Below are 22,462 nucleotides of genomic sequence, written 5' to 3'. Positions count from 1 at the left end.
CTCCGCATGTTCAAGAAGATCCTGATCGCGAACCGGGGCGAGATCGCCCTGCGGGTCCAGCGCGCGTGTCGCGAGATGGGCATCAAGTCGGTCGTCGTCTATTCCGAAGCCGACCGCGACGCCAAGTACGTCAAGCTGGCCGACGAAGCGGTGTGCATCGGCCCGGCCCAGTCGGCGCAGAGCTACCTCAACATGCCGGCCATCATCTCGACCGCCGAGGTGACCGACGCCGAGGCCATCCACCCGGGCTACGGCTTCCTGTCCGAGAACGCCGATTTCGCCGAGCGCGTCGAGCAGAGCGGCTTCGTCTTCATCGGCCCGACGCCGGACGCGATCCGCACGATGGGCGACAAGGTCTCGGCCAAGCAGGCCATGATCAAGGCCGGCGTGCCCTGCGTGCCGGGCTCCGAAGGCGCGCTGCCCGACGATCCGAAGGAGATCATCAAGGCCGGCCGCGCGGTCGGCTACCCGGTGATCATCAAGGCGGCCGGCGGCGGTGGCGGGCGCGGCATGCGTGTCGTGCACACCGAGGCGGCGCTGATCCACGCGGTGCAGACCACGCGCGCCGAGGCCGGTGCGGCCTTCGGCAACCCGGCGGTCTACATGGAGAAGTTCCTCGAGAACCCGCGCCACATCGAGATCCAGGTGCTGGCCGACGAGCACAAGAACGCGGTCTGGCTGGGCGAGCGCGACTGCTCGATGCAGCGCCGCCACCAGAAGATCATCGAGGAAGCGCCGGCGCCGGGCATCCCGCGCCGCGTGATCGAGAAGATCGGCGACCGCTGCGCCGCCGCCTGCAAGCGCATCGGCTACCGCGGCGCCGGCACCTTCGAGTTCCTGTACGAGAACGGCGAGTTCTATTTCATCGAGATGAACACCCGCGTGCAGGTGGAGCATCCGGTGACGGAGCTGGTGACCGGCATCGACATCGTGCAGATGCAGATCCGCGTGGCCGCCGGCGAGAAGCTGCCGTTCCAGCAGCGCCAGATCCAGATGCGCGGGCATGCGATCGAATGCCGCGTCAACGCCGAGGACCCGTACAAGTTCACGCCGTCGCCGGGCCGCATCACCACCTGGCATGCGCCGGGCGGGCCGGGCGTGCGCGTCGATTCGCATGCGTACACAAACTACTTCGTGCCGCCGAACTACGACTCGATGATCGGCAAGATCATCACGCACGGCGACACCCGCGAGCAGGCGCTGGCGCGCATGCGCATCGCGCTGTCGGAGACGGTGGTCGAAGGCATCCTGACCAACATCCCGCTGCACCGCGAGCTGATGGCCGACGCCAAGTTCGTCGAGGGCGGGACCAGCATCCATTACCTCGAAGGCTGGATGAGCCAGCACAAGCGCTGAGGCATCCCGATGTACGAGCTGTTGCTGCTGGTGCCTGAAGACCTGGTCGAGCCGGTGTCCGATGCGCTGATGGACGAGCTGCAGGCCTTGTCGGTCTCGGTCGAGGACGCCGATGCCGACACCGACGCCGAGCACGCGCTGTTCGGCGAGCCGGGCATGCCGGCACCGCGCGGCGGCTGGCAGCGCTCGGTCGTGAAGGCGCTGTTCGCCGAGGAAGACACCGCCGACGAAGCGGGCGCGCTGCTGCTCGCGCAGGCGTGGGCGACCGGCGTGCAGTTGCAGGCGCTGCAGAAGGTCGAGGAGCAGGACTGGGTGCGGCTGACGCAATCGCAGTTCGCGCCGGTGCCAGTCACCGACACCTTCTGGATCGTGCCGACCTGGCACGAGCCGCCGGCCCAGGCGCGCACCGTGATCCGGCTCGACCCGGGCCTCGCGTTCGGCACCGGCACGCACCCGACGACGCGCATGTGCCTGCGCTGGATCGCGACGCAGGCGCCGGCGCGCGCGGCCGGCTGGCAGCGCGTGCTCGACTACGGCTGCGGCTCCGGCATCCTCGCGATCGGCGCCGCGCTGCACGGCGGCCGCGGCATCGACGCGGTCGACATCGACCCGGCTGCCGTCGAATCGACGCGCGCGAATGCCGATGCCAACGGCGTCGCGCTCGACGCCGGCCTGCCCGACGCGGCCCGCGGCGAATACCCGCTGGTGCTGGCGAACATCCTGGCGTCCCCGCTGAAGCTGCTGGCACCGCTGCTGTGCGGCCACGTGGCGGCCGGCGGCGACCTGGTGCTGGCCGGCATCCTCGAACGCCAGGCCGACGAGCTGAAGGCGGCCTACGCGCCCTGGTGCACGCTGGAGGTCAGCGACCAGGAAGAAGGCTGGATCCTGATGACGGCGCGGAAGAAGGCCATGGCATGATTTCGCCATGAGCCTGGCCACTCGTTGCACTGCCTGCGGTACCGTCTTCCGGGTCGTCCAGGACCAGCTCAAGGTCTCCGAAGGCTGGGTCCGCTGCGGGCGTTGCGACGAGGTCTTCAATGCGCTCGAAGGCCTGTTCGACCTGGAGCGCGATGCGCCGCCCGAGTGGCGCCCGCCGACGCCACCGGCGCCGGCCCCGATCGCTGCCGTGCCGGTGCCGGCCACGCCGTCGTTCCAGCCGCTGCCCGAGCCGCCAGATGATGACGACATCTTCCAGCTGAGCGAAGACGACCGCATCCACTCGCGCTTCTTCCACCCCGAGCAGCCCGACGTCGCGCAGACGCCGGCGCAAGGCGTGGCGCAGCGCGACCGGGTCGACTTCTCGGACGCGCAGTTCAACATGGACCTGCTGGAGAGCGAGGTCCACGGCGGTGCGCCGCCGCCGGCACCGCCGCGCAAATCGAAGCCGGCCGCCAAGCCGGCCGCGAAGTCGACCAAGCCGTCGAAGCCGGCTGTCCGGACGCCGCCGAAACCCGCAGCCCCCGGCTTCGTGCGCGAGGCCCGCCAGCGCGAACGCTGGCGCAGCCCGTGGGTGCGTGGCCTGCTGTCGCTGTCGGCGCTCGCGCTGCTGGCCGGCCTGGCCGGCCAGGCGGCCCTGCATTTCCGCGACACCGTCGCCGCGCAATGGCCCGAGACGAAGCCGTGGCTCGCGATGGCCTGCAAGCAATGGCAGTGCGAGATCGGCGCGCCGCGCCGCATCGACGACCTCGTCGTCGAGAGCAGCGCGCTGGCGCCGGCCAATGGCGGCGCGGCCTACAAGCTGTCGATCGTGCTGCGCAACCGCAGCGCGCTGGCGCTCGCGATGCCGTCGATCGACCTGAGCCTGAGCGACCCGAGCGGCCAGCTGGTCGCGCGGCGCGCGCTCGCCCCATCGGACTTCCATGTGGCGACACCGGTCGTCGCGGCCGGTGCCGAGAGCAGCCTGCAGCTGCTGCTGGCCACCGACGGGCGCCGCGTCAGCGGCTACACCGTCGAGATCTTCTACCCCTGAGCCCGAGCGCTCGCGCCGCGTCTGCGGCGTCCCTTCTTTCCTGGAGCTTCCATGTCAGCCCTCATCTGCGGATCCCTCGCCTTCGACACCATCACGATGTTTCCCGGTCGCTTCGCGCAGCAGATCCTGCCGGAACAGGTGCACATCCTGAACGTGTCCTTTCTCGTGCCGACGCTGCGCCGCGAGTTCGGCGGCTGCGCCGGCAACATCGCGTACACGCTTGCCAAGCTGGGCGGCGAGCCGCTGGTGATGGCGACGGTCGGTGCCGACGACGAGGAGTACCGCGCGCGCATCGCGTCGTGGGGCGCGAGCACCGAGTTCGTGCGCAACGTGCCTGACAGCTACACCGCGCAGGCCATCATCATCACCGACACCGACAACAACCAGATCACCGCCTTCCACCCCGGCGCGATGCAGGCGGCGCACACGACCACGGTGCCGACCGACCGCGGCGTGCGCATCGCGATCGTCGCACCCGACGGCCGCGACGCGATGCTGCAGCATGCGCAGCAGTTGGCCGATGCGCAGATCCCGTTCATCTTCGACCCGGGCCAGGGCCTGCCGATGTTCGATGGCGCCGAGCTGAACCGCTTCATCGCGCAGGCGAGCTGGGTCACCGTCAACGACTACGAGGCGCGGATGCTCGCGGAGCGCACCGGGCTGAGCATCGAGGCGATGTCGCGATCGCACCTGAAAGGCGTCGTCGTGACGCTGGGTGCCGAAGGCTGCGAGCTGTGGCAGCAAGGCGTGCGCACGCTGGTGCCCGGCGTACCGGCGAGCGAGGTGCTCGACCCGACCGGCTGTGGCGATGCATTCCGCGCCGCGCTGCTGTACGGGCTGGAGCGCGGCTGGTCGCTCGAGCGCTGTGTCGAACTGGGCAACCGCATCGGCGCCCTGAAGATCGCCAGCCGCGGCGGCCAGAACCATGTGATCGATCGCACGGCACTCGGCGTGTGAAGCGGGAGTTCCCGAAGTGAGGGGGTGACCCATCGGGGTTTCCGGGATATCTTCACGCCCTGCGTCAGACAAATGTTGATACCTTCGTTGGGTGGATTGGCTCCTCGTCCTGAGAGAGCCGGCAAAGGGAACACGATGCAGGCTTTCCAGTCACTCATATTGGCCTTCACGACACTCGCGTTGTGCGCGGTGACGTGGGGTGCCTGCCATTGGTGGTACGGCCGCCGCCTGAAGATCCTGCAGCAGCGGGTCGACAAGATGGAGAAGGCGCGGCATGTCGCCGGCCTGCATGCTCAGCAGGCGCGCAAGCAGATCGAGCAGTTGCACAAGCAGATGGCGGTGCTGCAGCAAAAGCGCAGCGACCTGCAGGCGGTGATGCAGTCGCAACTCGACGTCGACCTGCCGATGGCCACCGGCCGCTCAGCCGGCGATGGCGGCCCCGCACTGCCCCCGAACGGATTCGCCGACACGCAGCCGATGTAGCTGGATAAAAAAAACCCGGCCGAGGCCGGGTTTTGTCTGAATGCCTTCCGGCCTCAGGGCTTGTTGCCCGTCGGGAAAGGCCACGCAGCCGCGGGGCTGAGTGCGGTCTTGGCTGCAGGAGCAGCCGCAGGCTTCGCAGCAGCAGGCGCAGCAGGCGCCGCGGGTGCCGCCTTCTTCGCTGCAGGCTTCTTCGCAGCCTTCTTGGCAGCGGGCTTCGCAGCCGGCTTCGCAGCCTTCTTCGCAGGCGCAGCCTTCTTCGCAGGCGCCTTCTTCGCAGCGGCCTTCTTGGCAGGCGCCTTCTTGGCAGCAGCCTTCTTCGCCGGGGCCTTCTTGGCAGCGGCCTTCTTCGCCGGAGCCTTCTTCGCCGCGACCTTCTTCGCTGCAACCTTCTTCGCCGGCGCCTTCTTGGCTGCCGCCTTCTTCGCCGGCGCCTTCTTGGCGACGACCTTCTTGGCAGCGACCTTCTTGGCCGGAGCCTTCTTCGCTGCGGCCTTCTTCGCCGGGGCCTTCTTCGCCGCGACCTTCTTTGCCGGAGCCTTCTTCGCTGCCGCCTTCTTGGCCGGAGCCTTCTTTGCAGTTGCCATTACATTTCTCCTTGATCAAGTTGAAAGAGCACTGCCCTGCGCCGGCGGGATGCCGATGCGAGGCAGTTATTCACTGTCCGAAGTCGCCCAGGAGGGACGCCCCGGTACGGTGAATGGGGTTGCAGACCGTTGGCCACCGCATGCTTGACGGTGATCTCTTGACGGCCTGCGAATCTTGATCTCGTCCATGACCTGTTGCTGATCTCGTGTATGCAGTCAGCGAAGCGTCAGTCCCACGAGAGGGCGCCACCGGATTGGTACTCGATGACGCGCGTCTCGAAGAAATTGCGCTCCTTTTTCAGGTCGATCATTTCGCTCATCCACGGGAACGGGTTTTCCTCGTTCGGGAAGAGCTCTTCCAAACCAATCTGCGTTGCACGCCGGTTGGCGATGTAGCGCAGGTAACCCTTGAACATCGATGCATTGAGGCCCAGCACGCCACGCGGCATGGTGTCCTCGGCATAGCGGTACTCGAGCTCGACGGCCGTCATGAACAAGGCCTTGATCTCGGCCTTGAACTCGGCGGTCCAGAGGTGCGGATTCTCGAGCTTGATCTGGTTGATCAGGTCGATGCCGAAGTTGCAGTGCATCGACTCGTCGCGCAGGATGTATTGGTACTGCTCTGCCGCGCCGGTCATCTTGTTCTGGCGGCCGAGCGCGAGGATCTGCGTGAAGCCGACGTAGAAGAACATGCCTTCCATCAGGCACGCGAACACGATCAGCGACTTCAGCAGCGTCTGGTCGTTCTGCGGCGTCCCGGTGTTGAAGTTCGGATCCATGATCGCGTTGATGAACGGGATCAGGAACTCGTCCTTGTCGCGGATCGACTTCACCTCGTTGTAGGCGTTGAAGATCTCGCTCTCGTCGAGCCCGAGCGACTCGACGATGTACTGATAGGCGTGCGTGTGGATCGCTTCCTCGAAGGCCTGGCGCAGCAGGAACTGGCGGCATTCGGGCGCCGTGATGTGGCGGTAGGTGCCCAGCACGATGTTGTTGGCGGCCAGCGAATCGGCGGTGACGAAGAAGCCGAGGTTGCGCTTGATGATGCGGCGCTCGTCTTCGCTCAGGCCGTTCGGATCCTTCCAGGTCGCGATGTCGCGCGACATGTTCACTTCCTGCGGCATCCAGTGGTTCGCGCAGGTCGCGAGGTACTTCTCCCACGCCCACTTGTACTTGAACGGCACCAGCTGGTTGACGTCGGTGCGGCCGTTGATGATGCGCTTGTCGGCAGCCTTCACGCGTTGCGCGGCAGCGGGGGTTGTCGTGCTGGAAATGCTGGAGGAGGTGTCGTTCAAGAGGGAGGCAGGTGCTGCGATGGCAGCATCGAAGTCCGGAGACGGAGCGACCGCACGCGCTTGAGAGGGCAGGCTCTGCGCGGGACTCGCTTTGTGAGAGATCGAGGGTTTAAGGTCTTCTTCCCAAACCAACATGGTGGACTTCCTTGACGCGTTGAATTATGAGAGTGTTGTGTTGAAACACCAAGCACTTATTGACATCGCGAGCACTTCGCTGTTGCTGTGTTGCATCGAAAAAAACGCGTGCTCATCGGAGCACGCGTTCGATGCTCAACGCATCACTGGCAGGCTTCGCAGGTCGGGTCGTCGATCGCGCAGAACTTGATGTCGGTCGCAGGCTCTTGCGATGCCGAGATCACCGGCGCGACAGCCGCCGCGGTCATGGCCGCGGACACGGTGGCAGCCACCGGCGCCGCCATCACCGACGACCCGCCATCGCCGCTCGACACCGAGTTCAGCTGGCCCGACTTCACCGTCGATTTCTCGGCGTGCGTGGCACCGACGGTGCGCAGGTAGTAGGTGGTCTTCAGGCCGCGCGTCCATGCGAGCTTGTAGGTCTCGTCGAGCTTCTTGCCCGACGCGCCGGCCATGTAGATGTTCAGCGACTGCGCCTGGTCGATCCACTTCTGGCGGCGCGCGGCGGCCTCGACCAGCCACTGCGTCTCGACCTCGAAGGCCGTCGCGTACAGCGCCTTCAGGTCGGCCGGCACGCGGTCGATGCGGCGCAGCGAGCCGTCGAAGTGCTTCAGGTCCATCACCATCACGTCGTCCCACAGGCCGAGCTTCTTCAGGTCGCGCACCAGGTACTCGTTGACGATCGTGAACTCGCCCGACAGGTTGGACTTCACCGACAGGTTGCCGAACGACGGCTCGATCGACGCGCTGACGCCGATGATGTTCGAGATGGTCGCGGTCGGCGCGATCGCCACGCAGTTGGAGTTGCGCATGCCGTGCTCGGCGATGCGGCCGCGCAGCGCCGACCAGTCGAGCGTCGTGCTGCGGTCGACATCGACGTACCCGCCGCGAGCTTCGGCCAGCAGGTCGAGCGAGTCGATCGGCAGGATCCCCTTGTCCCACAGCGAACCGCGGTAGCTCGAATAGCGGCCGCGCTCGGCGGCGAGCTCGGTCGAGGCCCAGTAGGCGTAGTAGCAGACGGCTTCCATCGAGCGGTCGGCAAACGACACCGCGTCGTCGGACGCATACGGCGTGCGCAGTTCGTACAGCGCGTCCTGGAAGCCCATGATCCCCAGGCCCACCGGGCGGTGGCGCAGGTTGGAATCGCGCGCCTTCTTGACCGCGTAGTAGTTGATGTCGATCACGTTGTCGAGCATGCGCATCGCGGTGGCGACGGTCTTCTTCAGCTTCGCGTGGTCGATCTGCACCACGCCGTCGACCTGCTTCAGGTGGTGCACCAGGTTCACCGAACCCAGGTTGCACACGGCGATCTCGGTCTCGCTGGTGTTCAGCGTGATCTCGGTGCACAGGTTGCTCGAGTGCACGACGCCGACGTGCTGCTGCGGCGAGCGCACGTTGCAGGCGTCCTTGAAGGTGATCCACGGGTGGCCGGTCTCGAACAGCATCGAGAGCATGCGGCGCCACAGGTCCTTGGCCGGGATCTTCTTGAACAGCTTGATCTCGCCGCGCGCGGCCTTGTCTTCGTAGCGCGTGTAGGCTTCCTCGAAGGCCTTGCCGAACTTGTCGTGCAGGTCGGGACAGGTCGACGGCGAGAACAGCGTCCAGTCGGCGCCTTCCATCACGCGGCGCATGAACAGGTCCGGAATCCAGTTCGCGGTGTTCATGTCGTGCGTGCGGCGGCGGTCGTCGCCGGTGTTCTTGCGCAGCTCCAGGAACTCCTCGATGTCCAGGTGCCAGGTCTCGAGGTAGGCGCAGACGGCGCCCTTGCGCTTGCCGCCCTGGTTGACCGCGACCGCGGTGTCGTTGACGACCTTCAGGAACGGCACGACCCCCTGGCTCTTGCCGTTGGTGCCCTTGATGTGCGAGCCGAGCGCGCGCACGTTGGTCCAGTCGTTGCCCAGGCCGCCGGCGAACTTCGACAGCAGCGCGTTCTCCTTCAGCGCCTCGTAGATGCCGTCGAGGTCGTCGGCGACGGTCGTCAGGTAGCAGCTCGACAGCTGCGAGCGCTGGGTGCCGGCGTTGAACAGCGTCGGCGTCGAGCTCATGAAGTCGAAGCTGGACAGCACTTCGTAGAACTCGATCGCACGCGCTTCGCGGTCGATCTCGTTGAGCGCCAGGCCCATCGCGACGCGCATGTAGAAGGCCTGCGGCATCTCGATGCGCACCTCGTTGATGTGCAGGAAGTAGCGGTCGTACAGCGTCTGCAGGCCGAGGTAGTCGAACTGCAGGTCGCGTTCGGCCTTCAGCGCCGCGCCCAGGCGGGGCAGGTCGTACTGCAGCAGCTTCTCGTCCAGCCGTTCCGCTTGCACGCCCTTCTTGATGAAGCCCGGGAAGTAGTCGGCGTAGCGCGCCGGCATCTCGCCCTGCAGCACTTCCTCGCCGAGGATTTCCTTGCGGATCGTGTGCAGCAGCAGCCGCGCGGTGGCGCGGGTGTAGCCGGGGTCCTTCTCGATCAGCGTGCGCGCGGCCAGGATCGCGGCCTTGTGGACTTCGTCGATCGGCACGCCGTCATAGAGGTTGCGGCGCGTCTCGGCCAGGATCGGGTCGGGCTTCACGTCGGCGCCCAGGTCGGCACAGGCCGACTCGATCAGCACCTGCAGGCGGGCGAAGTCGAGCGGCACGCGCTGGCCGCGGTCGATCACCGTCAGCACCGGCTCGGCAGCGGCCTCGGCCACCGTGCCCTGCTTCGAGCGCTCCTGCGAACGGCGCTCGCGGTACAGCACGTAGGCACGCGCCACTTCGTGGTGGCCGCCGCGCATCAGGCCGAGCTCGACATGGTCCTGCACGTCTTCGATGTGGAAGGTGCCGCCGCCCGGGCGCGAGCGCAGCAGCGCGCGCATGACCGATTCGGTCAGGCCGTCGACGGTCTCGCGCACGCTGGCCGAGGCCGCGCCCTGCGTGCCGTGCACGGCCAGGAAGGCCTTCATCAGCGCGACGGCGATCTTGTTGGGTTCGAAGGACACGACCGCGCCGTTGCGGCGGATGATCTGGTAGCCCTGGTAGGCCGACGCGGAAGCCGCCGGGCCGGTGCCGCTGCGCGGCGTGCTGGTGGACGTGGAGGCGGCGTTGGGAGTGACGTTGCTGACTGCTTGCATGGATACCCCTTCTTGTGGTCTGTCGACGCGGTATGGATTCAATGCCCGATGTTCACGCCGACCACCCCGCAGCCCATGGACTGCGGCGCGCCCCCGGCGCTGAGCCGCCGGTGACGCATGAGAGGAACGATGAAGAACGAAGGACGAGCGCGATGGTTGAGGCTGTGGAACGGCTTGCCAACATGCGCGACCCGGATGCCTGATGACGTGGCGCCCTGACGATTCCGTCGTGACGTGTTTTCGTCGATGCCGCCTGCTGCGCAGGCCCCTGGATTCCAGGTGGCAAGGGCGGGCATGGGTCTGAAGCTGCTGAGACAAGAGGATACCACGAGGACACTATATCTGGGGGTCCGCCACCCTTCAAGCACTAGCTGTAGCGTCCTGCCAAACAAGGGGGGTGCTCCGCCGTGGCGCCGCCACGCATCGCGAAAGTGCATCGCCCGGCCTCGGCGCCCACCAGCGCTGCGCCTGCATCGGTGCATCCGCCAGCAGCCTTGCGCTCCGCGCGATTTGCGCCCGGGAGCCCGATGAGAACTGGCTTGTCGCGACGCACGGATGCGTGCATCGGCGCGACGGGTCAGCGCGGCGCGCGCAGTCCCTCGGGAAAATACCGACCGTGCCAGCGCAGCCCGCCGGTCACGCGCGGCCAGTCGAAGCCCGGGCCCGGATCGATCTTGCGGCCTGGCGCGACATGTTCGTGCCCGGCCACGCCCTGCAGCGGGTAGCGCCGCGCGATCGCGCGCAGCAGCGGCAGCAGCCGCGCGTACTGCGCGTCCTCGAATCGCTCGCCTTCGAGTCCTTCGAGTTCGACACCGACCGAGAAGTCGTTGCAGCCCTCGCGCCCGCGCCAGGCCGAGCGGCCGGCATGCCACGCGCGCTCGTTGCACGAGACGAACTGCAGCAGCTCGCCGTTGCGCCGCACGACGAAGTGCGACGAGACCTGCAGCCCGCGGATCTGCTGGAAATAGGGGTGCGCGTCCCAGTCGAGCCGGTTGGCGAACAGGCGCTCGATCGCATCGCTGCCGTATTCGCCGGGCGGCAGGCTGATCGAATGGATGAGGGCCAGCTCGACCGCGCACCCCGCCGGCCGCGGGCCGAAGTTCGGCGATTCGCAGCGGCGGGCCTGCGCGCACCAGCCGTCGGCGCCGATCTCGAGCGGGGACAGGTCGTCCTGCGCCGGCGTGCCGGCCGCTTCAGCCGGGTTCGCCGCGCTCGACATCGACCGGGTCGTCGGTGCCGCCGACGTTGACGCCGAGGCGAGCCATCCGGTAGCGCATCTGGCGCAGCGACAGCCCGAGGCTCGCACCGGCCGCGGTGCGGTTGTAGCGGTAGCGCTCGAGCGCGCGTTCGAGCACGTCGCGCTCAATGTCGTCGAGGTAGGCCGCGAGATCGCTCGGCAGCGGCGCCTGCACCGGCGCGGCCGGCGCGCGCGCGGCTTCGGCGACAGCCGCAGCGGCAACGGGCTTGGCCGACACCACCGGCGAGGCGTCGAACTCCGACGCCTCGCTGTCGCTGAACACCAGTTCGGAGACGCCGAGGTCGGCGACGTCGATCACGTCGCCCACCGTCAGTGCGACCGCGCGGTGCAGCAGGTTCTCGAGTTCGCGCACGTTGCCGGGGAAGCTGTAGCGACTGAGCTGCACCATCGCGTCGCGCGTGAGCCGCGGCGCGGGCGACACGCCGGCATCGCGCGCGATGCGGTCGAGCACGCGGTCGCAGATCGACGGCAGGTCTTCGAGGCGCTCGCGCAGCGGCGGCACGCGGATCTGGATCACGTTCAGGCGGTAGTACAAGTCCTGGCGGAACTTGCCGGCCTGCACTTCGGCGCCGAGGTCCTTGTGGGTCGCGCTGAGCAGCCGCACGTTGACCGCCTGCTCGACGACCGCGCCGACCGGCCGTACCGAGCGCTCCTGGATCGCGCGCAGCAGCTTGCTCTGCATCGCGAGAGGCAGGTCGCCGATCTCGTCGAGGAACAGCGTGCCGCCGTTGGCCGCCTGGAAGAAGCCTTCGCGGTCTTCGGCGGCGCCGGTGAACGCGCCCTTGCGGTAGCCGAAGAACTCGGCCTCGAGCAACTGCTCGGGAATGGCGCTGCAGTTGACCGGCACGAAGGGCTGCCCAGTGCGCGGGCTGATCTCGTGGATGGCGCGCGCGACCAGTTCCTTGCCGGTGCCGGACTCGCCGTTCACCAGCACCGGCGCCATGCTGCGCGCCACCTTGTCGATCAGCTGGCGCACCTGCTGCATGGCCTGCGACTGGCCGGCCATGCGCATCAGCGCCTGGCTGACCGGGCCGGCCTGCACCGGCGGCGCGGCCGGCGCCGGCGCGACCGGCCGGGCGGCGGATGGGCCGGAAGACGCGCCCGCCCCGCCGTTCTCGGACGGCAGGCTGGACGGCACCATCGTCGGCACCGTGGCCGCGCTGCGGCCGAGCGCCGACGCGACGACCGCGCGGAACTGCTTCAGGTCGACCGGCTTGGTCAGGTAGTCGTAGGCGCCGGCCTTCAGCGCCTCGACCGCGTTCTCGGCCGAGCCGTAGGCGGTGATGACGATCGCCTTCTCGCGCCGGTTGCCCTCTTCGAGCCGGCGCAGCAGGTCGAGCCCGGTGCCGTCGGGCAGCCGCATGTCGGTGATGACGGCGCTGTACGTGCGGTCCTTCAGGTGCAGCAGCGCGTCGTCGACGGTGCCTGCCGTCTCGACGTCATAGCCCTCGCGCAGCAGCGTCAGCTCGTACAAGGTGCGCAGGTCCGGTTCGTCGTCGACGACCAGCAGGCTGAAGTGGGAAGGCGAACTCATGATGTGAGGTGCAGTCGGGTCTCGGGCGCTTCGATGCCCGCCAGCGGTTTGCGCCGCATCGCGACAAAGAATTCGTTGCGGTTCGGCTCGCTGGCGGCGCGCAGCCGGTAATCGATGCGCGCGCCGTAGCGCTCGCACAGTTCCCGGCAAATATACAAGCCCAGGCCGGTGCCGCGGCTGCGTGTGGAGAAGAAAGGCTCGAACAGGTAGCGCTCGACCTCCGGCGGGATCGGCTCGCCGTTGCTGGTGACGCTCAGCACCACGTGCACCTCGTCGCGCGCCGACAGCGTCAGCCGCACGCCGCCGGGCATCTGCTGTGCGTGGCGCTTGGCGTTGTCGAGCAGGTTGACCATCACGCGGCGCAGGTGCTCCGGGTCGAAGACGACGCCGAGCGGCTCCTCGGGCAGCCGCACCCGCAGCAGGCTGTCGCCGCCGATCGGCATGCCGGCGGTGCGCGCCCATTCGCTGCAGACGGCGGCGACCAGCGCGGTCGCATCGATCGGGCCGCCGTCCTGCACCTCGCCCGGCGCGACCTCCATCACGTCGTCGACGATGCGCTTCAGGCGGCCGACGTTCTCGGTGACCATCTGCGTCAGCTGGCGCTGGCCCGGCGTCGTGACGTCTTCGGACAGCAGCGCATTGGCCTGCGAGATCGCGGCCAGCGGGTTGCGGATCTCGTGCGCGATGCCGGCCGACACCCGGCCCATCGCGGCGAGCTTCTCCTGGCGGGTGCGCGCCTGCATGCTGCGCACGTCCTCGACGAACAGCACGCACAGCTCCTCGCTCGGATCGGGCGCCTGGCGCCGGGTGAAGCGCACCCGCACCCGAAGCGTGCGCGGTGGCGCGGAATCGAAATCGAGCAGCACGTCGCGCCCGCCTTCGGGCCAGGTCGATTCGGCGAAGGCGCGCTCGACCGATTTGACGAGCGCGTTCCACGCCTCGACGCCCTGCAGCTGGAACGGTGCCTCGCGCGACACGCCGCTCGGCGCCAGCAGCGCACGCGCGGCCGGGTTGGCGGTGCGCACGCGGCCGCGCCGGTCGACCACCAGCACGCCCTCCTGCATCTCCTCGATGACGAGCCGGTTCAGCTGCGCCTGCTGGCGGGCCAGTTCGAGGCTGCCGCGCGCGGTGAGTTCTTCGCGCGCCAGGCGCCCGGCCAGCTCGCCGGCCAGCAGCGTGATCACGAAGAAGCCGCTGCCGGCGAGGCCCGCCTGCGTCATCAGCGCGGTGACGTCGGCCCCGCCGGCCAGCACCGACAGCCACGCGACCCCGAGCAGCGCCAGCGTGACGACTGCCGCGGTGGCCAGCGCCATCAGGCGCGGCGTCAGCACGCCGGCCATCAGCACCGGCAGCACCAGCAGCGCGACGTAGTTCAGCCCGGAGGCCGGCGACATCCAGTGCAGCGCGCCGAAACAGACGATGTCGACGCCGATCGTCGAGATCCACTGCGGGCTGCGCAGCCGCGCGAGCTCGCGCGGGGCGGCCGAGCGGCGATAGCGCGGCAGCACCCACATCGACAGCGAGAGCGCCGCGTAGGCGATGCTGACGGCGACCACCGGCCACGGCGGCCTGACGCCGAACAACGCGGCGACCACCATCGTCGCGACCAGCGCGACGCCGAGCGCCGCGCGCGCGCTGATGAAGGCGCCGTAGATGCGCTGGAAGGCGGTCTGGCCGGAGCCGATCAGGCGCCGCGCCTGGCGCGTCAGGAAATTGCTGTCGGCCTGCGCCGCCTGCGCGGCCTGCCAGTTGCCGTCGTAGCGCGACTCGTCCTCGGCCCAGCCTTCACGCGCCTGCGTGTCCTCGCCGAGCGCGCCGAACCACGATTCCTGGCTGGGGCGGGTGGTCGCGCGCGCGTTGGATCGGCGGTCGCTGCGACGGCGCTCGGGCTTCGGCGGTGCGCTGCTCATTGCGGCGGCTGTGCGCGCTCGAACGCGGCACGATGGGCTTCGCCGCAGAACACGCCGCCGCGGCCGGGCAGCGCATCGGCCTGCGGCAGGTGCAGGCCGCAGTGCGCGCAGGCGACGATGGTGTCGGGCGTCGCAGCGGGTTTCGCAGGCGTCGGCGAGGGGGGCGCCGAGCGGCCGGGGCGTCCGCCGCGCGCCAGCCAGACGATCAGGAACACCACCACGAGCAGGACGATCAACTTTCCCATGCGGACCTCAGGCGACCGTGCGGTGCAGCACGACCTCGAACACGAAGCGCGACCCGACATAGGCCAGCAGCAGCAGCAACGCGCCGGCATACAGCCAGCGGATCGCATGCCGGCCACGCCAGCCGAGCAGCTGGCGGCCGATCAGCAGCCCGGCGAACACGATCCAGCCGAGCACCGACAGCGTGGCCTTGTGGTCCCAGCGCCACGGGTTGGTGAACCACCAGCCGAGCAGCAGCGTGGCCGACAGCAGCGCGAAACCGGCGGTGACGAACTGGAAGGTCAGGCGCTCGAGCTGCAGCAGCGGCATGCCGGTGCGCGACGCGGCGCGCAGGTTGGAACGCATGCGGCGCTCGGCGGTGTCGAGCATCACCGCGTGCAGCACCGCGGCACCGAACAGGCCGTACGACGCGATGCCGAGCGCCCAGTGCAACGGCGCCCAGGCCGACACCGCCTTCGGGCGGAACTCGCCGGGGAAGATCGCCGCCAGCACCACCGCGGCGGCGCCCAGCAGGCCGAGCCAGCGGCGCACGCCGGGCAACGGCACCCAGCGGCTCTCGACGGCATAGACCGCGATCACCAGCCACAGCGTGGCCGACAGCGCCGGCGCGAAGCCGAAGCGCGCGCCGGAGATCGGGCTGCCGATGCCGGCCATGTCGACCACGATGGCCAGCGCATGCGCGATCCAGCCGGCGATCAGCGCGCGGCGCGGCGCGGCGCCGGGGCCGGCGGCTTCGGTGCGACGCTCGCCCAGCAGCACCGCCGCGGCGTAGGCCAGCAGGGCGGCGGCACTGGGCACCCACAGCATCCATGTCGACGGCGAGCTCAATGCGTTGCAACCCTGGGCGATAAACTCATGGTCCACAGTGTACTTTCGCGGGCCGCGTCCTTCGCGCCCGCTTCGCCCCATGGCCTCCACCCTCACCGATCGCCTGAGCCGGCTCGTCAAGACGATGCGCGGCCAGGCCCGCATCACCGACAGCAACGTGCAGGACATGCTGCGCGAGGTGCGCATGGCGCTGCTCGAGGCCGACGTCGCATTGCCGGTGGTGCGCGACTTCATCGCCCGCGTGAAGGAGAAGGCGCTCGGCGCCGAGGTGGTGGGCTCGCTGTCGCCCGGGCAGGCACTGGTCGGCATCGTCAACCGCGAGCTGGCGGCGACGATGGGCGACGGCGTCTCCGACATCAACCTCGCGGCCCAGCCGCCGGCGGTGATCCTGATGGCCGGCCTGCAGGGCGCCGGCAAGACCACCACCACCGCCAAGCTGGCCAAGCACCTGATCGAGAAGCGCAAGAAGAAGGTGCTGACCGTCTCGGCCGACGTCTACCGGCCGGCCGCGATCGAGCAGCTGAAGCTGGTGACGAAGCAGGCCGGCGCCGAATGGTTCCCGTCGAGCGCGAACGACAAGCCGCTGGACATCGCGCGCGCCGCGCTCGACCACGCGAAGCGCCACTACTTCGACGTGCTGCTGGTCGACACCGCCGGGCGCCTGGCGATCGACGAGCAGCTGATGAACGAGATCCGCACGCTGCATGCCGAGCTGAAGCCGGTCGAGACGCTGTTCGTCGTCGATGCGATGCAGGGCCAGGATGCGGTCAACGTCGCGAAGGCCTTCAAGGAAGCGCTGCCGCTGACCGGCATCGTGCTGACCAAGACCGACGGCGATTCGCGCGGCGGTGCGGCACTGTCGGTGCGCCAGGTGACCGGCGCGCCGATCAAGTTCGCCGGCGTCAGCGAGAAGATCGACGGGCTGGAGGTGTTCGACGCGCAGCGCCATGCCGGCCGGGTGCTGGGCATGGGCGACATCGTCGCGCTGGTCGAGGAGGTGCAGAAGGGCGTCGACGTCGCGGCGGCGCAGAAGCTGGCCGAGAAGCTGAAGTCCGGCGACAACTTCGACCTGAACGACTTCCTGTCGCAGATCAGCCAGATGAAGAAGATGGGCGGGCTGTCGGGCCTGATGGACAAGCTGCCGACCCAGATGACCGCGAAGGCCGGCAACCTGGGCCAGGCCGACATGGACCGCGCCGAGCGCGACGTGCGTCGGATGGAGGGCATCATCAACTCGATGACGCCGCTGGAGCGCCGCAAGCCCGAGCTGCTGAAGGCCACCCGCAAGCGCCGCATCGCCGCCGGTGCCGGCGTGCAGGTGCAGGAGGTCAACCGGCTGCTGAACCAGTTCGAGCAGATGCAGGGCATGATGAAGAAGATGAAGGGCGGCGGCCTGATGAAGATGATGAAGCGCATGGGCGGCCTGAAGGGCCTGGGCGGCCCGGGCGGCCTGCGCTGAAACGCGCGTCTGAGACGCGCATTTGAGACGACTTGTCACATCCCACCCCGAACCGGTGGGCAGGTAACTCGCTGCAACCGGCCCGCAGGCGGCACAATGATTGACCCCGCGCGCGCGGCCCGATAAGGTCCGCGCTGCCCCCCAACACGGACCTGGACCCCGAGATGGAATTGCTGTTGATCGCCGCCCTGGTGCTGGTGGGCGGCCTGGTGATCTGGAAGATGAGCACGCGCAGCGCCAAGCCCGCCGCCAAGCGCAACAAGCCGCGCTCGCTGGAGGCACTGGACACGCTGCAGTCGTGGCAGCCGCAGGCCACGCGCATCCTGACCACCGCCGAACGCAAGGCCTACCTCGCGCTGCGAGGCGGATTGCCGGAGCACATCATCCTGGCGCAGGTGCCGCTGGCGCGCTTCGTCAAGGTGCCGACGCGGCATTCGTATTCGGAGTGGCTGCGCCGCGTCGGACTGCTGTGCGCCGACCTGGTGGTCTGCGACAGCAGCTCGCAGGTGATCGCGGTGGTCGACATCCGCGCGCCCGAGGCGCACGAGAAGGAGCGCACCTCGCAGCGCCACAACCGGATGGACCGCGTGCTCGAGGCCGCCGGCATCCCGCTGCACGTCTGGCGCGAGGATGCGCTGCCGAGCGCCACCGGCGCACGCAACGCGATCATCGGCAACAAGTCGAGCGAGAGCACGCCGTCGACCCACGCGCCGTCGACGACCGCCGGCTACCAGCCGGTCGGCCGCCACCAGGCCGACGAAGACGACGGCCTCGAGATGCGCGAACCGCCGCCGTCGACGTGGTTCGACGACATCGATTCGGCGCCGGCACCGCTGGCGCCGGCCGCGCCGCCTGCGGGCATTCCCCGCTCCGGCAGCTCCCCGCGCATCCGTTGACGCGATCCCGAGGCCAATCCGCCGTTCAACCCCGGATTGGCATCCGGGCTACGTGAGCAGCGCCTGCGCGAACTCGCGCGCGTTGAAGGTCTGCAGGTCCTCGAGCTTCTCGCCGACGCCGATGAAGTAGACCGGGATCGGCCGCTCGCGCGCGATCGCCGCCAGCATGCCGCCCTTCGCGGTGCCGTCGAGCTTGGTGACGATCAGGCCGGTGAGGCCGAGCGCATCGTCGAAGGACTTGACCTGGGCCAGCGCGTTCTGGCCAGTGTTGCCGTCGATCACCAGCAGCACCTCGTGCGGCGCGCCGCCTTGCGCCTTCGCGATCACGCGCCTGATCTTCTTCAGCTCCTCCATCAGGTGCAGCTGCGTCGGCAGGCGGCCGGCGGTGTCGGCGATGACGACGTCGCAGCCGCGCGCCTTGCCGGCGACCACCGCGTCGAAGCTGACCGCGGCCGGATCGCCATCGGCCTGCGAGACGATCTCGACCGAGCCGGCCTGCTGCGCCGGCACGTCCGCGCGTTCGGCCCACACCGCGAGCTGCTCGCGCGCGGCGGCGCGGAAGGTGTCGGCCGCGGCCAGCAGCACTTTCTGCCCGCTGTCGGCCAGGTGGCGCGTCAGCTTGCCGATGCTGGTGGTCTTGCCGGCGCCGTTGACGCCGACGACCATCATCACGGTCGGTGCGTGCTCGCCGACGCGCAGCGGCTTCTCGAGCGGGCGCAGCAGGTCGGCCACCGCCGCGGCGAGCAGCGTCTTGACCTGCGCGGGATCGCCGGCCTTGGCCTCCTTCACGCGGCGGCGCAGGTCGTCGAGCAGGAACTCGGTGGCCTTGACGCCGGCGTCGGCCATCAGCAGCGCCGACTCGAGCTCTTCGTAGAGCGTGTCGTCGATCTGCGTGCCGGTGAAGACCTGCGCGATGCTGGAGCCGGTCTTGCGCAAGCCGCCGCGCAGCTTGTCGACCCAGCTGCGGCGCTCGGGTTCGGCTGCCGGGGTGATGGGCGTAGCGGGCGTGGCGGGCGTGGCGGTTGCGACAGCCGCCGGCGGCGCGGCAATCGGCGATGCAGGAACCGGCGGCACGACGGCGGGCGGCGGCGCGGCATCGGACGGGGCCGGCTTTTTCTTGAAGAAGCTGAACATTCGGGGCGGGTCGGTCGGGTGAGGGCGAGAGTGTGAAGGGTCCCACGACAACGTGTGCCGAGTCGACCGGAAGTGATCAAAACCCTGGCTATAATGTGAGGCTCAGGCGCTTTAGCTCAGTCGGTTAGAGCGACGGAATCATAATCCGCAGGTCCGGGGTTCGAATCCCTGAAGCGCCACCAAACAGCAAGCCCGCACGAACACCAGTTCGTGCGGGCTTTGTCTTTGGAGGGCCGGCGCGTCAAGGCTTGTCCCCGCGCGCCGTGATGTTCCCCATCCCCGACACCGCGCGCCGCACCACCGGGTGCCCCCAGAAGTCGATCTTTCCGGCGCCCGAGATCGCGAGCTGCAGGTCGTCGATCACCCACAGCTCGGCCGTCGCGACGCCGCTGATCGCCACCTTCGCGCGCGCCGCACGCAACTGGTCGGCCATCAGCTTGCCGCGGCCCGACACGTTCAGCTCGAACTGCTCGACGCGTCCGGCCAATTGCCCGTCGCCCGCACCCGAGATGTCGAAGCGCAACTGCCGCGCGGCGAGCTCGTCGAAGCGCACGCTGCCCGAGCCCGAGATGCCGATCACCAGCTGGTCGCAGCGGACCGGTCCCGGCGCCTGCACCTCGCCCGCGCCCGACATCGTCACGTGCGTCAGTTGCCGCACCTGCACGTCGATCGTCGGCCGGTCCTCGCGCCAGAACTTCCAGCCGTCACCGGCGCGGATGCGCAGCCGTCGGTCGACCAGGTCCACCTCGACGCCGCGCTGCGCCGACTCGTCGCCGGGGATGAACACCTGCTCGCGTTCGCCCTGCGTGACCCGGATGCGCGCGCTGCCGTCGATCTCGATCCGGTCGAAGGCGCCCGGCGCGACCACGCGGCCGACCGGCGCGGCGGCCGGCTGTGCCTGCGCTCCCATGCCGGCGAGCGCCAGCACCCCACCCAACAGCGCGCCCGTCAGCGCGCGCGCCATCACCCGCCGCAGCGCCCTCACAGCGACTGCTCCCGCAGCCGCCGCGACACGTCGCGGTTGGCCGTGATGCGGCTGCCGTCGCGCATCTGCACCACCAGCTGTGAGTTCTCGTCGGGCGCCATCGCGTCGACAAAATCGAGGTTGACGATGCAGCCGCGGTGCAGCCGGATGAAACGCGCCGGATCGAGCCGCGGCTCGAAGCTGGCGATCGGCAGGCGCACCAGGAAGCTGCGACCGCGGCTGACCAGCGCGGTGTATTTGGTGTCCGAGCGCAGGTACTCGATCTGGTCGACGTGCAGCGGAAAAATCTTGCCCTGGTCGCGCACCAGCACGCGCGTCAGCGGCTCGGTCGGCGCCTGCTCCAGCGCGCTCACCGCCTGCGCGGTCGCCTCTTGCACCTCTTGCGCCTGCGCCGCGCCCGAGGCCAGCGCATGCTCGATCGCCTCGACCAGCCGCTCGCGCGCGAACGGCTTCAGCAGGTAGTCGACCGCATGCAGCTCGAAGGCGGCCAGCGCATGCTCGTCGTACGCCGTCGTGAAGATGACGGCCGGCCGGGGCCCGTCGCCGGCCAGCGCCTTCATCACCTGCAGCCCGCTCAGGCCCGGCATGTGGATGTCCATCAGCACCAGCTGCGGCCGCAGCGCGCGGATCTGCGCGAGCGCCGACACGCCGTCGGCGCAGGTGGCCACCAGCGTGAGCTGCGGCATCTGCGCGACCCAGTCGGCCAGCGCCTCGGCGGCGAGCGGTTCGTCTTCGGCGATCAGCACGCGGGTCGTCGTCATGTCGTTCATTGCGGTATCCACAAGTCCACCCGGAAGCCGGCGCCGGGCGCGGTATGCACGCGCAGGCGGGCGCGTCCGTCGTAGTCGAGCGCGAAGCGGCGCTTCAGCGCGTTCAGGCCGATGCCGGTGCGCGGCGCCTGTCCCTCGGCCGGATCGGCCACCCGCGCCGGATCGCAGCCCGGGCCGTCGTCGGCGACCGTCAGGTCCAGCCCGCGGTTCAGCCCGTTGCGCTCGCTGACGATGCGGATGCAGCCGCCCTGCAGCCGCGGCGCCACGCCGTGCAGCACGCTGTTCTCGACCAGCGGCTGCAGGCTCAGCGGCGGGATCTCGTCCTGCAAGGTCGCGGGGTCGAGCTGCCAGTCGATCTGCAGCCGCCCGCCCAGGCGCAGGCTCTCCAGCGCCAGGTAGTCGCGCACGAAGGCCACCTCGTCGGCCAGCGCGACGCGGTCGGCCGCGCTGCGCTTGGTGTCGAGCACGTAGCGCAGCATGCCGGCAAAGCGCATCAGCGCCGCTTCGGCGGCCTGCGGGTCCTTGCGGGTCAGCGCGATCAGCGTGTTCAGGGTGTTGAACAGGAAGTGCGGGTTCAGCTTGCCGGTGATCGCCGCCAGCTCGGCCTGCGCGAGCGCCGATTCGGCCTGCGCGGCCGCCAGCGCGGCGCGGCGCGCACGGCGGGCTTCGAGCAGCGCGGTGAAGCCGGTCGCGATCGCGGCGTAGACGACGGCGCCCCAGATCGCGCGCCACAGCAGCGTCTGCGCGAACACCGCGAACGCATGGTCGGCACCGAACAGCAGCAGCGAGGTCGCGAAGTCGAGCGCCTGCCACAGCGCGCCGAACAGCAGTGCGCAGGCGGCATGCAGCGCCATCGCGGCGGCCGGGCGCGGCATGCGGTCCTGCAGCCAGCGCACCCACGGCAGCACGACCGCGCCGAGCAGCATCGCCGGCCACAGCTGCAACGTTGCCTGGTAGACCGCCTCCCACAGCTGCCACAGGCCGCGCTGGAACTCGGTGCCGGCCAGCACGTACAGCAGCCACGACAGCAGGCAGCCGGCCGCATAGACGAGCCACGGCGTCCAGTCGGTGCGGCGCGCGGTGCCGCCGGCAGGCTGGGGAATGGCGCGGGTGTCGGACATGCGTGCATCTTAGGGAGTCGCGCCGGCTGCCGAAGCCCGCTGCGACCGATCGCCGGATCACGGGTTCGAACTGCGGCTGCGTGCGCGCCATGTCGAAACCCTTCCCGCCCCACGGCCTTGCCGCCCCGGGTGGCTTGTGCCGCCGCCTTGCAGTTCAATCGGCCGACGATCCACCTTCCAGGAGACCTCGATGGAAAAGCGGCTTCACCAACTGGAAACCCTGCGCCTGCACGGCGACGACGGACGCGACTACGTGGTGCACGGCTTCGAGCACCTGGCCCGGCTCGATGCGGCCCCCGGCCTCGGCGGCGACTGGGAGCCGACCGGCGAATCGGAATACCGCCTGGCCGACGGCCGGCCGGTGGCTGTCGATGCCGACGGCACGATGACGATCGCGCAGAACGGCGTTCGGCTGACGCGGCAGGCGACCAGCACGGCCTGAACGACGCG

Annotated in this window: 21 protein-coding genes and 1 tRNA gene; 9 read left to right on the top strand and 13 right to left on the bottom strand. The window is 69.3% G+C overall.

Features of this window, described 5'->3' with window-relative positions; translation table 11 throughout:
- The first annotated feature begins 6 nt into the window (after positions 1-6).
- From accC to ASC98_RS04735, 5 genes are all read left to right on the top strand, one after another.
- Positions 7-1,356, top strand: a complete 1,350-nt coding sequence (gene accC / locus ASC98_RS04755) for an acetyl-CoA carboxylase biotin carboxylase subunit (RefSeq protein WP_056806226.1) — start codon at positions 7-9, stop codon at positions 1,354-1,356.
- 9 nt (positions 1,357-1,365) lie between these two features.
- Positions 1,366-2,274, top strand: a complete 909-nt coding sequence (gene prmA, locus ASC98_RS04750; protein WP_056806217.1) for a 50S ribosomal protein L11 methyltransferase — start codon at positions 1,366-1,368, stop codon at positions 2,272-2,274.
- A 7-nt stretch (positions 2,275-2,281) separates the two neighbouring features.
- Positions 2,282-3,325: a zinc-ribbon and DUF3426 domain-containing protein gene (locus ASC98_RS04745; RefSeq protein ID WP_056806214.1), complete on the top strand. Its 1,044-nt coding sequence runs from the start codon at positions 2,282-2,284 to the stop codon at positions 3,323-3,325.
- Positions 3,326-3,376: 51 nt separating this feature from the next.
- Positions 3,377-4,282 (top strand): carbohydrate kinase family protein, encoded by a 906-nt coding sequence (locus ASC98_RS04740; protein WP_056806210.1) that lies wholly within the window; start codon positions 3,377-3,379, stop codon positions 4,280-4,282.
- 135 nt (positions 4,283-4,417) lie between these two features.
- The gene (locus tag ASC98_RS04735) at positions 4,418-4,765 is read left to right on the top strand and encodes a hypothetical protein (RefSeq protein ID WP_157598236.1); all 348 of its coding nucleotides are present in this window, start codon (positions 4,418-4,420) and stop codon (positions 4,763-4,765) included.
- Positions 4,766-4,818: 53 nt separating this feature from the next.
- On the opposite strand, the gene ASC98_RS04730 is transcribed toward ASC98_RS04735, so the two are convergent.
- The 9 genes from ASC98_RS04730 to ASC98_RS04695 all read right to left on the bottom strand — a co-directional run bounded on the left by ASC98_RS04730 (position 4,819) and on the right by ASC98_RS04695 (position 15,626).
- Positions 4,819-5,349, bottom strand: coding sequence for a histone H1-like DNA-binding protein (locus ASC98_RS04730; RefSeq protein WP_056806204.1), 531 nt, complete (start codon positions 5,347-5,349; stop codon positions 4,819-4,821).
- 227 nt (positions 5,350-5,576) lie between these two features.
- Complete coding sequence (locus tag ASC98_RS04725; RefSeq protein WP_056806201.1) at positions 5,577-6,779, bottom strand: ribonucleotide-diphosphate reductase subunit beta; 1,203 nt, start codon at positions 6,777-6,779, stop codon at positions 5,577-5,579.
- Between the two features lie 143 nt (positions 6,780-6,922).
- The gene (locus tag ASC98_RS04720) at positions 6,923-9,874 is read right to left on the bottom strand and encodes a ribonucleoside-diphosphate reductase subunit alpha (protein ID WP_056806198.1); all 2,952 of its coding nucleotides are present in this window, start codon (positions 9,872-9,874) and stop codon (positions 6,923-6,925) included.
- A 38-nt stretch (positions 9,875-9,912) separates the two neighbouring features.
- Positions 9,913-10,170, bottom strand: a complete 258-nt coding sequence (locus ASC98_RS30065) for a hypothetical protein (RefSeq protein ID WP_157598238.1) — start codon at positions 10,168-10,170, stop codon at positions 9,913-9,915.
- A 281-nt stretch (positions 10,171-10,451) separates the two neighbouring features.
- Positions 10,452-11,093, bottom strand: a complete 642-nt coding sequence (ampD, locus tag ASC98_RS04715; protein WP_082542245.1) for a 1,6-anhydro-N-acetylmuramyl-L-alanine amidase AmpD — start codon at positions 11,091-11,093, stop codon at positions 10,452-10,454.
- On the bottom strand, positions 11,068-12,666 hold the full coding sequence (locus ASC98_RS04710; RefSeq protein ID WP_056806195.1) for a sigma-54 dependent transcriptional regulator: 1,599 nt from the start codon (positions 12,664-12,666) through the stop codon (positions 11,068-11,070). Before ASC98_RS04710 ends, ampD begins: the two co-directional genes overlap by 26 nt.
- A complete protein-coding gene (locus ASC98_RS04705; protein WP_056806190.1) occupies positions 12,663-14,576 on the bottom strand; it encodes an ATP-binding protein in 1,914 nt (637 codons plus the stop codon). The genes ASC98_RS04710 and ASC98_RS04705 overlap by 4 nt, the downstream gene beginning before the upstream one ends.
- Positions 14,573-14,821 (bottom strand): PP0621 family protein, encoded by a 249-nt coding sequence (locus ASC98_RS04700; protein WP_056806187.1) that lies wholly within the window; start codon positions 14,819-14,821, stop codon positions 14,573-14,575. The genes ASC98_RS04705 and ASC98_RS04700 overlap by 4 nt, the downstream gene beginning before the upstream one ends.
- A gap of 7 nt (positions 14,822-14,828) precedes the next feature.
- Positions 14,829-15,626, bottom strand: a complete 798-nt coding sequence (locus ASC98_RS04695) for an inner membrane protein YpjD (RefSeq protein ID WP_056819680.1) — start codon at positions 15,624-15,626, stop codon at positions 14,829-14,831.
- Positions 15,627-15,726: 100 nt separating this feature from the next.
- On the opposite strand from ASC98_RS04695, the gene ffh reads away from it, so the two are divergent.
- Both ffh and ASC98_RS04685 read left to right on the top strand, forming a co-directional pair.
- On the top strand, positions 15,727-17,106 hold the full coding sequence (gene ffh, locus ASC98_RS04690) for a signal recognition particle protein (RefSeq protein ID WP_056806181.1): 1,380 nt from the start codon (positions 15,727-15,729) through the stop codon (positions 17,104-17,106).
- Between the two features lie 164 nt (positions 17,107-17,270).
- Complete coding sequence (locus ASC98_RS04685) at positions 17,271-18,002, top strand: DUF2726 domain-containing protein (RefSeq protein WP_056806178.1); 732 nt, start codon at positions 17,271-17,273, stop codon at positions 18,000-18,002.
- A 48-nt stretch (positions 18,003-18,050) separates the two neighbouring features.
- On the opposite strand, the gene ftsY is transcribed toward ASC98_RS04685, so the two are convergent.
- Entirely contained in the window at positions 18,051-19,136 is a 1,086-nt protein-coding gene (gene ftsY / locus ASC98_RS04680) for a signal recognition particle-docking protein FtsY (protein WP_056806175.1), read from the bottom strand.
- Between the two features lie 105 nt (positions 19,137-19,241).
- Here ftsY and ASC98_RS04675 point away from each other — a divergent pair.
- Positions 19,242-19,318 (top strand) — tRNA-Met (locus ASC98_RS04675).
- A 59-nt stretch (positions 19,319-19,377) separates the two neighbouring features.
- Here the strand turns inward: ASC98_RS04675 and ASC98_RS04670 are convergent.
- Genes ASC98_RS04670 through ASC98_RS04660 form a run of 3 tightly spaced genes read right to left on the bottom strand, consistent with a single transcriptional unit; the run spans position 19,378 to position 22,012 of the window.
- Positions 19,378-20,121, bottom strand: coding sequence for a head GIN domain-containing protein (locus ASC98_RS04670; RefSeq protein ID WP_157598240.1), 744 nt, complete (start codon positions 20,119-20,121; stop codon positions 19,378-19,380).
- Positions 20,118-20,882, bottom strand: coding sequence for a LytTR family DNA-binding domain-containing protein (locus ASC98_RS04665; protein WP_056806365.1), 765 nt, complete (start codon positions 20,880-20,882; stop codon positions 20,118-20,120). The genes ASC98_RS04670 and ASC98_RS04665 overlap by 4 nt, the downstream gene beginning before the upstream one ends.
- Positions 20,883-20,887: 5 nt before the next feature.
- Complete coding sequence (locus ASC98_RS04660; RefSeq protein WP_056806170.1) at positions 20,888-22,012, bottom strand: sensor histidine kinase; 1,125 nt, start codon at positions 22,010-22,012, stop codon at positions 20,888-20,890.
- A 190-nt stretch (positions 22,013-22,202) separates the two neighbouring features.
- On the opposite strand from ASC98_RS04660, the gene ASC98_RS04655 reads away from it, so the two are divergent.
- Positions 22,203-22,454, top strand: coding sequence for a hypothetical protein (locus tag ASC98_RS04655; RefSeq protein WP_056806167.1), 252 nt, complete (start codon positions 22,203-22,205; stop codon positions 22,452-22,454).
- The last annotated feature ends 8 nt before the right edge of the window (positions 22,455-22,462 follow it).

This window comes from Rhizobacter sp. Root1238, assembly GCF_001425825.1.
GTDB lineage: Bacteria > Pseudomonadota > Gammaproteobacteria > Burkholderiales > Burkholderiaceae_C > Rhizobacter.
The sequence above is the reverse complement of the archived record's forward strand: the minus strand, read 5'-3'. Positions and strand labels throughout refer to the sequence as shown.

What these genes read in the sequence shown, in the direction of transcription:
- ASC98_RS04740 (WP_056806210.1), top strand. Translation starts at nt 3,377, where the DNA reads ATGTCAGCCCTCATCTGCGGATCCCTCGCCTTCGACACCATCACGATG.
- ASC98_RS04735 (WP_157598236.1), top strand. Translation starts at nt 4,418, where the DNA reads ATGCAGGCTTTCCAGTCACTCATATTGGCCTTCACGACACTCGCGTTG.
- ASC98_RS04720 (WP_056806198.1), bottom strand. Translation starts at nt 9,874, where the DNA reads ATGCAAGCAGTCAGCAACGTCACTCCCAACGCCGCCTCCACGTCCACC.
- ASC98_RS04725 (WP_056806201.1), bottom strand. Translation starts at nt 6,779, where the DNA reads ATGTTGGTTTGGGAAGAAGACCTTAAACCCTCGATCTCTCACAAAGCG.
- ASC98_RS04660 (WP_056806170.1), bottom strand. Translation starts at nt 22,012, where the DNA reads ATGTCCGACACCCGCGCCATTCCCCAGCCTGCCGGCGGCACCGCGCGC.
- ffh (WP_056806181.1), top strand. Translation starts at nt 15,727, where the DNA reads ATGGCCTCCACCCTCACCGATCGCCTGAGCCGGCTCGTCAAGACGATG.
- ASC98_RS04665 (WP_056806365.1), bottom strand. Translation starts at nt 20,882, where the DNA reads ATGACGACGACCCGCGTGCTGATCGCCGAAGACGAACCGCTCGCCGCC.
- ASC98_RS04655 (WP_056806167.1), top strand. Translation starts at nt 22,203, where the DNA reads ATGGAAAAGCGGCTTCACCAACTGGAAACCCTGCGCCTGCACGGCGAC.
- ASC98_RS04710 (WP_056806195.1), bottom strand. Translation starts at nt 12,666, where the DNA reads ATGAGTTCGCCTTCCCACTTCAGCCTGCTGGTCGTCGACGACGAACCG.
- ASC98_RS04705 (WP_056806190.1), bottom strand. Translation starts at nt 14,576, where the DNA reads ATGAGCAGCGCACCGCCGAAGCCCGAGCGCCGTCGCAGCGACCGCCGA.
- ftsY (WP_056806175.1), bottom strand. Translation starts at nt 19,136, where the DNA reads ATGTTCAGCTTCTTCAAGAAAAAGCCGGCCCCGTCCGATGCCGCGCCG.
- ASC98_RS04730 (WP_056806204.1), bottom strand. Translation starts at nt 5,349, where the DNA reads ATGGCAACTGCAAAGAAGGCTCCGGCCAAGAAGGCGGCAGCGAAGAAG.
- prmA (WP_056806217.1), top strand. Translation starts at nt 1,366, where the DNA reads ATGTACGAGCTGTTGCTGCTGGTGCCTGAAGACCTGGTCGAGCCGGTG.
- accC (WP_056806226.1), top strand. Translation starts at nt 7, where the DNA reads ATGTTCAAGAAGATCCTGATCGCGAACCGGGGCGAGATCGCCCTGCGG.
- ASC98_RS04695 (WP_056819680.1), bottom strand. Translation starts at nt 15,626, where the DNA reads ATGCTGTGGGTGCCCAGTGCCGCCGCCCTGCTGGCCTACGCCGCGGCG.
- ASC98_RS04700 (WP_056806187.1), bottom strand. Translation starts at nt 14,821, where the DNA reads ATGGGAAAGTTGATCGTCCTGCTCGTGGTGGTGTTCCTGATCGTCTGG.
- ampD (WP_082542245.1), bottom strand. Translation starts at nt 11,093, where the DNA reads ATGTCGAGCGCGGCGAACCCGGCTGAAGCGGCCGGCACGCCGGCGCAG.
- ASC98_RS04685 (WP_056806178.1), top strand. Translation starts at nt 17,271, where the DNA reads ATGGAATTGCTGTTGATCGCCGCCCTGGTGCTGGTGGGCGGCCTGGTG.
- ASC98_RS04745 (WP_056806214.1), top strand. Translation starts at nt 2,282, where the DNA reads ATGAGCCTGGCCACTCGTTGCACTGCCTGCGGTACCGTCTTCCGGGTC.
- ASC98_RS30065 (WP_157598238.1), bottom strand. Translation starts at nt 10,170, where the DNA reads ATGCCCGCCCTTGCCACCTGGAATCCAGGGGCCTGCGCAGCAGGCGGC.